The sequence below is a fragment of the Propionibacterium cyclohexanicum genome (assembly GCF_900111365.1).
GTDB lineage: Bacteria > Actinomycetota > Actinomycetes > Propionibacteriales > Propionibacteriaceae > Propionibacterium > Propionibacterium cyclohexanicum.
The window spans coordinates 25,549-38,103 of the sequence record NZ_FOGZ01000019.1 but is presented as its reverse complement, the minus strand read 5'-3'; the positions used below and the strand labels follow the sequence as shown (position 1 = coordinate 38,103).

At 66.8% G+C, this 12,555-nt stretch carries 10 protein-coding genes, 4 tRNA genes and 1 pseudogene; 8 read left to right on the top strand and 7 right to left on the bottom strand.

What is annotated here, in order from left to right:
- Window positions 1-111: 111 nt before the first annotated feature.
- On the bottom strand, window positions 112-1,461 hold the full coding sequence (locus BMX93_RS09355; RefSeq protein ID WP_091970380.1) for a PFL family protein: 1,350 nt from the start codon (window positions 1,459-1,461) through the stop codon (window positions 112-114).
- A 3-nt stretch (window positions 1,462-1,464) separates the two neighbouring features.
- Complete coding sequence (locus tag BMX93_RS09350; protein ID WP_091970378.1) at window positions 1,465-1,734, bottom strand: ACT domain-containing protein; 270 nt, start codon at window positions 1,732-1,734, stop codon at window positions 1,465-1,467.
- A 204-nt stretch (window positions 1,735-1,938) separates the two neighbouring features.
- Between BMX93_RS09350 and BMX93_RS09345 the strand changes: the two genes are divergently transcribed.
- Entirely contained in the window at window positions 1,939-3,273 is a 1,335-nt protein-coding gene (locus BMX93_RS09345; RefSeq protein ID WP_091970375.1) for an NAD(P)/FAD-dependent oxidoreductase, read from the top strand.
- 549 nt (window positions 3,274-3,822) lie between these two features.
- Here BMX93_RS09345 and BMX93_RS12945 read toward each other — a convergent pair.
- Window positions 3,823-4,137, bottom strand: a complete 315-nt coding sequence (locus BMX93_RS12945) for a hypothetical protein (protein ID WP_091970373.1) — start codon at window positions 4,135-4,137, stop codon at window positions 3,823-3,825.
- Between BMX93_RS12945 and BMX93_RS12940 the strand changes: the two genes are divergently transcribed.
- The 5 genes and pseudogenes from BMX93_RS12940 (at window position 4,127) to BMX93_RS09315 (ending at window position 8,438) form a co-directional block, all read left to right on the top strand.
- Window positions 4,127-4,321, top strand: coding sequence for a hypothetical protein (locus tag BMX93_RS12940; RefSeq protein ID WP_177170165.1), 195 nt, complete (start codon window positions 4,127-4,129; stop codon window positions 4,319-4,321). The two genes, BMX93_RS12945 and BMX93_RS12940, sit on opposite strands and share 11 nt — an antisense overlap.
- A 29-nt stretch (window positions 4,322-4,350) precedes the next feature.
- Window positions 4,351-5,781: pseudogene (purF, locus tag BMX93_RS09330) on the top strand (amidophosphoribosyltransferase); the annotation flags it as partial.
- Between the two features lie 206 nt (window positions 5,782-5,987).
- Window positions 5,988-7,049 (top strand): phosphoribosylformylglycinamidine cyclo-ligase, encoded by a 1,062-nt coding sequence (gene purM / locus BMX93_RS09325; RefSeq protein WP_091970367.1) that lies wholly within the window; start codon window positions 5,988-5,990, stop codon window positions 7,047-7,049.
- A 54-nt stretch (window positions 7,050-7,103) separates the two neighbouring features.
- Window positions 7,104-7,394, top strand: a complete 291-nt coding sequence (locus tag BMX93_RS09320; protein WP_425438780.1) for a DUF3073 domain-containing protein — start codon at window positions 7,104-7,106, stop codon at window positions 7,392-7,394.
- Window positions 7,395-7,409: 15 nt separating this feature from the next.
- Complete coding sequence (locus BMX93_RS09315; protein ID WP_091970365.1) at window positions 7,410-8,438, top strand: alpha/beta hydrolase; 1,029 nt, start codon at window positions 7,410-7,412, stop codon at window positions 8,436-8,438.
- A 127-nt stretch (window positions 8,439-8,565) separates the two neighbouring features.
- On the opposite strand, the gene BMX93_RS09310 is transcribed toward BMX93_RS09315, so the two are convergent.
- Window positions 8,566-8,639, bottom strand: a tRNA-Phe gene (locus BMX93_RS09310).
- Window positions 8,640-8,652: 13 nt separating this feature from the next.
- Window positions 8,653-8,726, bottom strand: a tRNA-Asp gene (locus BMX93_RS09305).
- A 108-nt stretch (window positions 8,727-8,834) separates the two neighbouring features.
- On the opposite strand from BMX93_RS09305, the gene ppk2 reads away from it, so the two are divergent.
- The gene (gene ppk2 / locus BMX93_RS09300; RefSeq protein WP_177170164.1) at window positions 8,835-9,731 is read left to right on the top strand and encodes a polyphosphate kinase 2; all 897 of its coding nucleotides are present in this window, start codon (window positions 8,835-8,837) and stop codon (window positions 9,729-9,731) included.
- Window position 9,732: 1 nt separating this feature from the next.
- Here ppk2 and BMX93_RS09295 read toward each other — a convergent pair.
- Window positions 9,733-9,805 (bottom strand) — tRNA-Glu (locus BMX93_RS09295).
- Window positions 9,806-9,878: 73 nt separating this feature from the next.
- Entirely contained in the window at window positions 9,879-11,897 is a 2,019-nt protein-coding gene (locus tag BMX93_RS09290) for an SH3 domain-containing protein (protein ID WP_091970363.1), read from the bottom strand.
- Window positions 11,898-12,354: 457 nt separating this feature from the next.
- Here BMX93_RS09290 and BMX93_RS09285 point away from each other — a divergent pair.
- Window positions 12,355-12,427, top strand: a tRNA-Lys gene (locus BMX93_RS09285).
- Window positions 12,428-12,555: the final 128 nt, after the last annotated feature.

The following is a 12,555-nucleotide window of genomic DNA, read 5'->3' as shown; positions in this document are numbered from 1 at the left end:
GCCCTGCTCCCAGGCATCCCACCACGACGAGCGAGCGTGACCCTGGCCGACACGATGCCCCGCTTCTACCTGCCCCAGCCTCCATCTGCGCCACCGGTGGTGCGGAACGGCCTAGGCGCGGAAGCTGTGCACCGGAGCCGGTAGACGTCCCCCGCGGCGCGTCAGCCGCTCGGCGTCCGATGGATTCACCGCCATCACGGGCGCCGAACCGAGCAGCCCGCCGAAGTCGATCTCGTCTCCCACCACCGAGCCCGGTGCGGGGATCACGCGTACAGCTGTCGTCTTGTTGTTCATCATGCCGATCGCGGCTTCGTCCGCGATCATCGCCGCGATCGTGGAGGCCGGCGTGTCACCGGGGATGGCGATCATGTCGAGCCCGACCGAACAGATGGCGGTCATCGCCTCCAGCTTGTCCAGGCTCAGCGATCCATTGCGGACCGCATCCACCATGGCAGCGTCCTCGCTCACCGGGATGAAGGAACCCGATAGCCCGCCGACATGCGAGCAGGCCATCAGCCCGCCCTTCTTCACGGCGTCGTTGAGCAGCGCCAGCGCCGCCGTTGTGCCGTGGCCGCCGACGTGCTCGACACCCATGGTCTGCAAGATCTCGGCCACGGAGTCGCCGATCGCCGCAGTAGGGGCAAGCGAGAGGTCGACAATGCCGAAGGGCACGTCCAGCCGCTGCGCCGCCATCGTGCCGACCAGCTGACCCATCCGGGTGATCTTGAAGGCCGCCTTCTTGATCGTCTCGGCCATCTGGCCGAAACTGGCATCGGGCACCTTGTCCAGAGCGCGCTTCACCACCCCTGGGCCGGACACGCCCACGTTGACGCAGCAGTCGCCCTCCTCGACACCGTGGAACCCACCGGCCATGAAGGGATTGTCACCTACTGCATTGCAGAACACGACGAGTTTCGCGCAGCCCATTCCGCCGGTGCGGGCCGCGACCTCGCGGATGATCTCACCCATCTGGGTGACGGCACTCATGTTGATACCGGCCTTGCTCGACCCGATGTTCACCGACGAGCAGACCAGCTCAGTGCTCGCCAGCGCCTCGGGCAACGAGGCGATGAGCCGGCGGTCGGCAGTGGTGCGCGACTTCTGGACGAGTGCGGAGAAGCCCCCGATGAAGTCGACGCCCACCGCCGAGGCGGCGCGGTCGAGTGCCTGGGCGAAGCAGGTGTAGTTCTCGGTGTGGGATGCGGCGGCGACCAGGGAGATCGGGGTCACAGCGATCCGCTTGTTGATGATCGGGATACCCAACTCGGTCTCGATACCGGCTGCCGTCGATACGAGGCTGCCGGCACATCGCACGATGCGCTCGTAGATCTTCTTGCAGGCCACCGCCGGGTCGGGGTCGGCGCAGTCGAGCAAGGAAATGCCCATCGTCACGGTGCGGATGTCGAGCCGGTTCTCCTCGATCATCTCGATCGTCTCAAGGATGTCGTGTGCGCTGTCCATGGCTTACAGCTCGTGCATCGCGCGGAAAATGGCCTCGGACTGGAGACGCACGACGACTTGTTGCTCTTCTCCGACCCTGCGCAACTCCGCCTGGATCGATTCGATCGGCTGGGCGGTCTCGTCGAACTCGCACTGGGCGATCATCGTGAAGTACTCACCCATGATCGTCTGCGAGATGTTGACGATGTTGATGCCGAGGGCACTCATCCGCGTGCTGACGGCGGCGACGATGCCGGTATGGTCCAGGCCCGTCACGGTGACGATCGCAATCATGCGCACAACCCTAGTGGGCTGTCCTCCGATGGCGGATTCCACGCTGAGCGTTGGCGTTATCGCGGCCCAGCTCGGCACAATGGGTAACGGCCGGCGGAGCTGTCCGGTGAAGGCGGAGTTGTCGGTTCGAGCATCCGGTCGGCGGTCTGTCCTTGTCATGGGCTGAACCAGGACCTGAAGCGTCCGTGTGATCAGGAGGTATGCATGAAGTTCCCTATGCGACTCGAGAATTCCAAGGAGCCCTACGAACCGGGTCAGGGGCCCCGCGTCGTCATCGTCGGTGGCGGGTTCGGCGGCCTCCATGCAGCCAGGGAGCTGGCGCGGGTCGGGTGCCGCGTGGTCATCGCCGACAAGAATCCCTATACGACCTTCCAGCCGCTGCTGTACCAGGTGGCCACCGGAGGGCTCAACCCCGGCGACGTCACCTATCGGCTGCGTTCGTTCGCCGCCCGGCTCCCGGGCGTACGTTTCCGGCTCACCGCTGTCACCGGTATCGACACCGGCAACCGCCAGGTGCAGTGCGCCGAGGGCGGTCCGATCGACTATGACTACGTCATTCTTGCCCAGGGCGTGGGAGCGAACTTCTTCGGCATCGAGGGCGCCAAGGAGCATGCCCACACCATCTACACCCGCTCCAGCTCGGTGGCGGCCCGCGACTTCATCCTGAGCAATCTCGAGTCGCTGGACACCCACCCCAAGAAGAACTTCGACGTGATCATCGTCGGCGGCGGTCCCACCGGTGTCGAGATGGCCGGCACGCTGGCCGAGATGAAGTCCGTCGGTATCCCCGCCATCTTTCCCGATGTCTCCATCGACCGGGTCCATGTCACGCTCGTGGAGATGGGCGAGCACCTGCTGGCCCCCTTCCATCCCAAGCTGCGCCACTACACGCGACGTCAGCTCCAGCGTCGCGGTGTTGACGTGCGTACCACCACTGCGATCGCCGAAGTGCGCGACGACTCGGTGCTGCTCAAGGACGGCTCGACGCTGCCCTCGGACATGGTCATCTGGGCAGCCGGTGTTGGTGCCCACAAGGACGTCATCGACTGGGGCTTCGAGCTGGGACGCGGGGGGCGGATCGTCACCGGCCCCGATCTGCGGGTGCACGGGCAGGACCGGGTCTTCGCCGTCGGTGACGGCGCGATCATCGACGAGAACCCGCTGCCGCAGCTGGCGCAGCCGGCCATGCAGGAAGGCGAATTCGCCGCTCGGCAGATCCTCAACCTCGAGGCAGGGCGCCCGACCGAGAAGTTCGAGTACCGGGACAAGGGCACGATGGCGACGATCGGGCGCAATGCGGCTGTCGTCCAGCTCGCGCTCGACGGGCACAAGCTCGATTTCACCGGCTTCCCCGCCTGGATCAGCTGGGTGGCGCTGCACCTGTACTTCCTGCTGGGTGGGCGCAACCGCATCCAGTCGATGATCAACCTCGGGGTGCGCTATCTCACCTTCAGCAAGGAGGGGTCGGGCATCATCGGTGACCTGGTCGACGAGAATGACCGGCACACGACGGGCGACAAGCAGGCGGTCGGGGACTGAGCCCGGCTGCCTCGCTCTAGGCTGACGGCGGGCCTGTGCTGGCATCGGCCGGGCGAAGGGGGGATTGGTGGCATCGGATCGCAATGACGCCCGGTGGGCAGCGGGGACTCAACCGGGGTCCGGCGGCGACCCGGAGGCCGACTGGCCCACCAGTCCCGGTTTTCCCCGCCCCGACTTCACCCCACGCGCAACGCCCGGTGATCGGCCTGGTGGCGCCGCGGAGCCGGGGCGAGCACAATGGCCCGCCGGGCAGGCCGAGCCCCGGCTGTCCCCGCAGCAACCGGCCCAGACAGCTGGGGCCCAGGCACCGAAGGGCCAGCAGCGGCCGAGGTTTGCCCGCGAGGATCCGCCGAGGCCGGCCTGGATGACGACGCACCAGGCAGGTATTGCCCGGACCGGATCGTCGTATGGTGCGCCGCCTCCGGAGTCGGCAGCCCGCCCCTCGGTACTCGTTATTGTGCTCGTCACCCTCGTCCTCGGACCGCTCGGTGCGGTGCCGGCCGCCGCCATGGCGTCAAGGGCCCGGCGCCGGGGGCTGTCCGTGCTGCGCTACTGGATCACCTTCCTCGTGGTCTGGGCGGTCCAGCTGGTGGCCCTGGTGCTCGTGCTGCTCAGCTGGCTCGGCGGAGGATTCGCCGGTATCGGCACACCGGCACCCTCCAGTGTCAGCCCGGCGACTGGCGCCACGACGGCGCCTGGGCCATCTTTCGCCGGGCCTGCGAGCTCACCGCCGGGGAGCCCTTCGGCGCCCAGCTCCCCGTCGGCAACGCCCAGCTCCCCGTCGGCAACGCCCAGCACCACGGCTGCCGCGAGCTTCCCGGCAAACACCACCAGCTGCGGATCGAATGTGGCAGTGAATTCCATGACCAGCTGCCAGTTCGCAAGCAATGTCGCGGCCGCCTACCGTGCTGCCGGTTCGCCACCATCCACCACCCTCGACGTCACCAGTCCCGTCACCGGCCGCAGCTATGCGATGTCTTGTACCGCGGCATCCTCCGGACTGGTCACCTGCTCGGGCGGCAATGGCGCGGTGGTCCACCTGCGATGAGACCTCAGCTCAGACGGTAGGCTGTCGGCGTGGTGTTGAGTCGCGGTATCCGCCCCAATCCCGACCCCGAGGATGAACGCCCGCACGACGAGTGCGGGGTTTTCGGTGTCTTTGCTCCCGGCGAAGAAGTGGCCAAGCTCGTCTACTACGGGCTGTACGGGCTGCAGCACCGTGGCCAGGAGTCAGCTGGGATGGCGGTGAGCGATGGCTCACGGATCATGGTCTTCAAGGACATGGGCCTGGTGAGCCAGGTCTTCGACGAGGGCACGCTCAACTCGCTCAAGGGCCATCTGGCCATTGGCCACACCCGTTATTCGACGACGGGGGCGAGCGTGTGGCAGAACGCCCAGCCCACCTTCCGGGCCACCCCCACCGGGGGTCTCGCGCTCGCCCACAACGGCAATCTCACCAACACTGACCAGCTCGAAGGGCTGCTGCGGGAGCGCTCCGAGGATGCGCACCTGGTGCCCCACAAGAAGGTGATGGACTCCACCAACGACACCTCGCTCATCACGGCCCTGATGGCCTGCCGCGACGGCGAGATCGAGGACATCGCCTTGGAGCTGCTGCCGAGGCTGGTGGGGGCCTTCAGCCTCACCTTCATGACCGAGACCACGCTGTTCGCGGCCCGCGACCCCCAGGGTGTGCGTCCGCTTGTGCTGGGGCGCATGCAGACCGGCTGGGTGGTGGCCAGCGAGACGGCAGCGCTCGACATCGTGGGTGCCACCTTCCTGCGCGAGATCGAGCCGGGCGAGATGGTGGCGATCGACGCAGCAGGGCTGCGTTCGCGCCGGTTCGCGCCCGCCCGGCCCAGGGGCTGTGTCTTCGAGTACGTCTACGTCGCGCGTCCCGACACGATCATCGCTGGACGGCGCATCCACAATGTGCGCGTCAAGGTGGGCAAGATCCTTGCCCAAGAGGCGCCTGCCGATGCAGATCTGGTGATCCCGGTGCCGGAATCCGGGGTGCCGGCCGCGATCGGCTACGCCGACGAGTCGGGGATCCCCTACGGCATGGGTCTCGTGAAGAACAGCTATGTCGGGCGTACCTTCATTCAGCCCTCCCAGACGCTGCGCAATCTGGGGATCCGGCTGAAGCTCAATCCGCTGCGCGATGTCATCGAGGGCAAGCGGCTGGTCGTCGTGGACGACTCCATCGTGCGCGGCAACACCCAGCGCCAGCTCGTGCGGATGCTGCGCGAGGCCGGCGCCGCCGAGGTGCACGTGCGGATCTCCTCCCCGCCCATCAAATGGCCTTGCTTCTACGGCATCGACTTCGCCAACCGTGCTCAGCTCATCGCGCCCGGCCTGTCGGTCGACGAGATCTGCCGGGCGATCGGTGCGGACTCCCTGGCCTATGTGAGCCTCGACGGGCTCATCACCGCCACCCATGTCCCGAAGGATTCGCTGTGTCGGGCCTGCTTCGACGGCGTGTACCCGATCCCCGTGCCGCACGGTGCAGCCACCGAGATGGGCCTCGACGCCGAGGAGGCGCCGGCCGCCGGTTTCCGCCACGACACCGAACTGGACCACAGGGAACCGCAGGGGTCTGCCAGCGCAAGCCCCCAGCCGCTGTGGGCCCAGCCCGGCGATGACGCCGTACCCGTCGCGGCCGAGTCGATCGGCCCGGCCGGGCCGTCAAGCCACCCAGATGATCAGGAGCATTCGTGAAGCAGAGCGCCTATGCCCGGGCCGGTGTCGACATCCACGCCGGCGACGATGCCGTGGAATTGATGAAGGCGCACGTGGCCCGAGCCAGCCGTCCCGAGGTGCTGGGCGGTATCGGCGGTTTCGCCGGCCTGTTCGATGCCTCGGCGCTGGCCCGCTACCGCCATCCAGTACTGGCCACCAGCACGGATGGGGTGGGCACCAAGGTGGCGCTGGCGCGCGACCTGGGTGTCTACGACACGGTGGGCTGGGATCTGGTCGGCATGCTCGTGGACGATCTGGTGGTCTGCGGAGCCGAGCCGCTCTTCCTCACCGACTACATCGCCTGCGGCAAAGTCGTCCCCGAGCGCATCGCATCCATCGTCAAGGGCATCGCCGACGCCTGCGCCGCGGCCCGCTGCGCCCTGATCGGCGGCGAGACCGCCGAGCATCCCGGGCTCATGGGTCCCGATGACTTCGACATGGCCGGGGCTACTACCGGGGTCGCCGAGGCCGACGAGCTGCTCGGCTCGGATCGGGTCTGCGAGGGCGATGTGGCGATTGCGATGGCCTCGAGCGGCCTGCACTCCAATGGCTACTCGCTGGTCCGCCAGGTGCTGCTCAGCGACGGGAAGCTGAGCCTGGATGCCACCCCCGAGGGCCTGGCGCGCAGCCTCGGCGAGGAGTTGCTGGAACCCACCCACGTCTACGCCGCCGAGATCATGACGCTGCTGCGGCAGGTCACTGTGCATGCCATGAGCCATATCACCGGGGGCGGTCTGGCCAACAATCTGGCGCGGGTCGTGCCCCAGGGCCTGCAGGTGCGAATCGAGCGGGCGAGCTGGAGTCCGAAGCCCATCTTCGAACTCGTGCAGGCAGTGGGCCGGCTCGACCAGGCCGACATCGAGGAGACGCTCAATATGGGTGTCGGGATGATCGCGCTGGTGGGGCCCGAACAGGCGGACGCAGCATTGCGGGTGCTCGGCGCGATGGGGCTGGATTCCTGGGTCTGCGGGCATGTCGACGCCGCAGCGCCCGGTGCACCTGCAGTGGAGCTGGTGGGGGCGCATCCAGCCGGCTGAGGTGGACCCGATTGGTTCCCACTCCATCTATTGGGTAGCCTTGCAGTCACGAAAGTGACCAACATTGGCGCGGCCATTGCCGCGAGTGACAGAGCGAGGGGGTCGACCCAGATGGGGCGCGGCCGACAAAAGGCGAAGCAGACCAAGGTAGCCCGCGATCTCAAGTATCGCTCGATTGATACTGACTTCGCTTCACTGGAGCGGGAGCTCCGATCCAAGAGCGTTCACGAGGAAGCAGATCGTGCGCGCGAAGAGGTCCCCGACAACTATGCGGACCTCGTGCACCGGTACGACGAGGACGATGTCGACACCGGTCTGGACGATGACCAGGACGAGCGTCGCTGATCGACGCACCCGGTCATGCACGCCTGGTCTCCCGACACCCTTCTCGCGGGCCACGTCGCGACGAGCTGGTCGATTGATGGCGCCGCCCACGTGGAGGGGGAGCCTGATCTTCCGCTCACCGCTACGCTGGTCCGCCGCGGCGAACCCCGTCATGGACGAGCAGTGCTCTATCTGCACGGCTGGAACGACTACTTCTTCCAGGACCACGTCTCGGCGTGGTTCGATGCGCACGGCTTCGATTTCTATGCGCTGGACCTGCGGCGCTACGGCCGCAATCTGCGCGCCGGCCTCGTCGCCGGCTATGTCGCCGATCTGCGCGAATACGAGAGCGAGCTGGACGCCGCCGTCGCGCTGATCCACGAGGACCACGCCGGTGTGCCAATCACCTTCGCCGGGCACTCCACCGGGGGGCTGGTGGGCAGCCTGTGGGCATCCGAACGACCGGGGCTGCTGGCGGGCCTGATCCTCAATTCCCCGTGGTTGGACATGCAGGGCTTCCCCCTGCTGTGGCGGGTGATGTTCCCGGTGTCCCATGCGGTAGCGGCGATCAACCCGCTCGCGGAGCTGGCCGCCTCGCTGGACACCGGCTTCTACCGAAGCTCTCTGCACGCCTCGCTGGACGGTGAATGGAACTGGGACCTCGGTCTGAAGTCCACTCCCGCCTTCGTCCCCCGGTGGGGCTGGGGCCGAGCCATCCTGGCTGGCCAGGCGAAGGTTGCGAGGGGACTGCACATCGACACGCCGGTGCTCGTGCTCACCAGCCAGGAGAGCAACTTCTCGCGCACCTGGAGTGAGGACATGCACGGCCAGGACCTCGTGCTCGACGTGGACCGAATCTGCGCCGCCGCCGTGAATCTGGGGAACCATGTGAGCATCCGCCGGATCAAGGGCGGCGTACACGATCTCGTGCTGTCCCGCGAGCCGGTGCGTGCCGTGCTGTTTGACGAGATCGACCGTTGGCTGGAGGCCTATGTGCGTCCCGAACAGTCAATCGAGCGGTACCGCGACGAGTTGGGCTCCGAGACGATTGCGGGCCACCGCTGAGCACAGGGCCCTGGACTGTCTCGGGTCCGGATGCTTCTTCGGCGCATGCCCTCGTTCGAAGAACCCAGTCATCGCCCCCCAACGCGAGGATGGGCAGGCGAACAGCGCAAGAGCTGCGCCTCAGAGGTGGCCAGGGGCGGGTTCGAACCGCCGACCTTGCACTTTTCAGGCGCACGCTACTACCAACTGAGCTACCTGGCCAGGTCACGACAAGCGACCCTGATGGGACTCGAACCCACGACCTCCGCCGTGACAGGGCGGCGCGCTAACCAACTGCGCTACAGGGCCATTGTTGAATTGTCCGCCCGTGCTGAGCGGGCTGTAGAACTATAGCGTGACTCCGAGTGAATGCCAAAGTCGGTGCTTCCCGGCCGCGTTGGGTGGACGATGGTTGCCATGACGTCCAGCAAGCCCGCCAAGATCCCCAATGATGTCTACGAGGCCGAGCTGCGCCGGCTCCAGAAGGAACTCGTGGAGATGCAGGAGTGGGTACGCACCACGGGTGCGCGGATCGCCGTCATTTTCGAGGGACGCGACGCGGCCGGCAAGGGTGGTGCCATCAAGCGGGTGACCGAGTTCCTCAATCCTCGGATCGCCCAGATCGTGGCCCTGCCGGCTCCCACGCACCGCGAGCGCACCGAGTGGTACTTCCAGCGCTATATCGCCCATCTGCCCGCCGCAGGGGAGATCAGGCTGTTCGACCGGTCCTGGTACAACAGGGCCGGTGTGGAACGGGTGATGGGTTTTTGTACCCCGGAGGAGCACCAGCGCTTCCTGCGGCAGTGCCCGATCTTCGAGCGGCTGCTCATCGAGGACGGCATCTTGTTGCGCAAGTACTGGTTCTCGATCTCGGACAAGGCCCAGGAGAAGCGCTTCAGGTCGCGGCTGACCGATCCGATGCGTCGCTGGAAGCTCTCACCGATGGATGTGGAGTCGCTGACCCGCTGGGAGGACTATTCACGCGCCAAGGACGACATGTTCGTGCATACCGATGTGGAGGGCTCACGCTGGTTCGTCGTGGACGCGGAGAACAAGAAGCGTGCCCGGCTCAACATGATCGCGCATCTGCTGTCCACGATCCCCTACCAGCACATCGAGCGCGAGCCCCTTGAACTGCCCAAGCGACCGGCGTCCACCGGCTACCGCCGGCCCGACAAGTCGCTTCAGCGTGAAGTGCCCGATCATGCATCGACGCTGGTGGGCAAGAGGCCCGGTGAGGGATATGTGGATCCTGAGGACAATGGCCTGGACGCCGCTTCGGGCTCGCGCGGTGGCGCGAGCCCGAAGGATTGAGTATCCCCAACGGAATTCGAATCCGTGTCGCCACCTTGAAAGGGTGGGGTCCTAGGCCGCTAGACGATGGGGACCTGCCGGAACATGGTAGCGGCTCGGTGCCCCGGTTCGAAATCCCGGAGCGCCGAGCCGCTGTACGGGCGCGGTTCAGGCCACCCGCACCACCGCAGAGGGCGTACCGAGGTAGCTGATGTCGGAAACCAGGATTCCGACGTTCTCATTGAGGGCGTTGACCACCTTGCCATTGCCGATGTAGAGCCCGACGTGGGAGTTGTCGTAGAAGAACACCAGGTCACCGACTTGGACATCGGCCAGCGACACGCGAGTGCCGGCATTGACCTGGTCCCAGGTGGTGCGGGGCAGGGTGACGCCGGCCTGTGCATAGGCGGCCTGCACGAGGCCGGAGCAGTCGTATCCGTTGGGGCCGCTGCCACCCCAGACATAGGGCAGGCCCACCTTCGACATCGCGAAGTCCACGGCGGACTGAGCGGCATCGGTAGAGGAACCCGGACTTGCCACCGCAGAGTTGTCCGTCGTGCTGCTGGTGGTCGAACCACTCGCCGTGTTGTCGGTGGGCTGGGAGTTGCTCAGATAGTCCACGCTCACCCAGTAGGCGGTGTTGTTCCACACGATGTGGACGCGATTGTTCTCGACCGTGTCGCTCACTGCGACGGCGGTGCCGTAGGGGATCACCGTCGTGGCCGGCTTGGGCTGGTCCGAGGTCAAGTAGGCGTTCAGGTCGGCCGTGGTGTACTTCGTGCCGCTCGTGGCAGGCAGTGCGGTGGGGTCGGGCCCAACCGTGTCGGGTGCCGGTGCCGGTGCCGGTGCCGGTACAGGTGCGGGTGCGGGAGCCGGTGCGGGTGCTGGCGTGTCGTCCGTCGTGCCCTTGGTGGTGGACAGGAAGCGGGTGTTGATCCAGTACTTGGAACCGTTGTAGACGACCTCGCTCCAGTCGCCGTTCGTGGTGCCGGTGAGCGCCACCTCGGTCTGTTCGGGAAGCACCTGAACCGACTGCGTGTCGGTGCCGGGGCCAGTGCGCAGGTTCACGTCGTCGGTGGTCCACGCCGGAGTGGTCGGTGCCGAATCGTCGGCTGGCGCGGTCTCGGTGGCGCTGGGCGCCGGGGCTGGCGCGGTCTCGGTGGCGCTGGGCGCCGGGGCTGGCTCGGTCTCGGTGGCGCTGGGCGCCGGGGCTGGCTCGGTCTCGGTGGCGCTGGGCGCCGGAGCTGGCGAGGTCTGCGGGGCAGTCGGCGCCGCGCTGGGAGTCTGCGAGGCAGTCGGCGCCGCGCTGGGAGTCTGCGAGGCAGTCGGCGCCGCGCTGGGAGTCTGCGAGGCAGTCGGCGCCGCGCTGGGAGTCTGCGATGACGGGGTGGCGCTGGGTGCCGGGGCAGAGGTGGAGGCGGCCGGGGCCGATCGGCTGTCCTTGGTGGACGCGCTCAACGCGATGATGCTCGGATCGGTGGAGTAGCGCGAGTAATTGGCGGCCACATAGGCCGGCTGGCCCTGGAAGGTAATGGGGACCCAGCCGTTGTACGGGTCGCCGGTCACGCTCGCCTTGTCGCCGGGGTAGAGCATCCCGATCGAGGGATAGGCGGTGCTCTCGCCGGTGCGCACCCACAGATAGTCCTGCGAAACGGCGCTGGTGATCTTCACGGCGGCGCTGGCGGAGCTGGCATCGAGGAGCGAGGAAGCCACCCAGCCGGAGCGGCCGTAGTAGTTCACCGGCGTCCAGGATCCCTGGGCCTCGCCGATGACGGGCACTGTGGTGCCCTTGGCCAGCGAGCCCATGATCCAGCCATCGGCCGTGGCGCTGGAGCGCACATAGGCACCCTTGGTGAGCACGGCGGTCGACACCGTCGACTGGGAGGTGACGGCGGTGGTGGCGCTCACATACTGTGCCTGGATCCAGGCGTCCTTCTGGTCGTAGGTGATGGGGAGCCAGCCGTTCTCCTCGCTGCCGCGCTGGGTGACGGTATCGCCGGCGGACAGCACTGCCAGCACGGCGGAGGTGGAACTCGGGCCCTGACGGACGTTGACATCGGTTGTCGCGGCCAGGGGCGAGTACTCAGCTTGGGCGAGGGGACTCAGCACCAGTCCTGCAGTGGCGATTGTTGCGGCCACCAGTGACGAGGTGAGAGCCACCCGTGCCGTTCTCATGAACGGGTTCACGGCTGGTCCTTCCTGCGGCCTTGCTCGCCGCGTGGATCTGTTGTCTTGAACCCGGGGCCTCGGTGTCTTCCCCGGCCCACTTGGCGGCGGGCCACACCTGAGCCCCGGGATGCACCGGAATCTAGGCAGCACTCAGGGACGACGGCAACCAGATCCTCAGCTGAACTTCAGGGAAGTGGCAGAACATGGAGACCGCGCACGAGACCCCGCGGGTATTCGCAGGGCTCCGCATAAAACGGTCCTGACTAGGAAGGATGCCGCGTCGTCCGCGTCGGGCGCTGGAGACTGGCGAGTGCTCGGCGAGCCATTCCACCTCGACGCGCGAGACGGACGGTCCGGCTCAAGAGAAGGTTGAGGTTCAGCTTTTTCAGAGTTCTGGGTTGAGGGTTCCCGGCCCATCCCAGCGCTCCGCGGCCAGTCCTTCGTCTCTGTGGAGCCGGCAGAGTAGTATGGCAGGGCCTCTATAGCTCAGTTGGTAGAGCAAGGGACTTTTAATCCTTGGGTCCGGGGTTCGAGCCCCCGTGGGGGCACCCAACGCACAAGGCTCGAACCTTGGCCCGAAGAATCAAGGGCTGGGGTTCGGGCCTTGTCGGCGTTCGCGGCCCAGGTCAGCGCGTCGGCGTTGACCTCGGGATCAAGCAGCATCTCGAAGGGACGG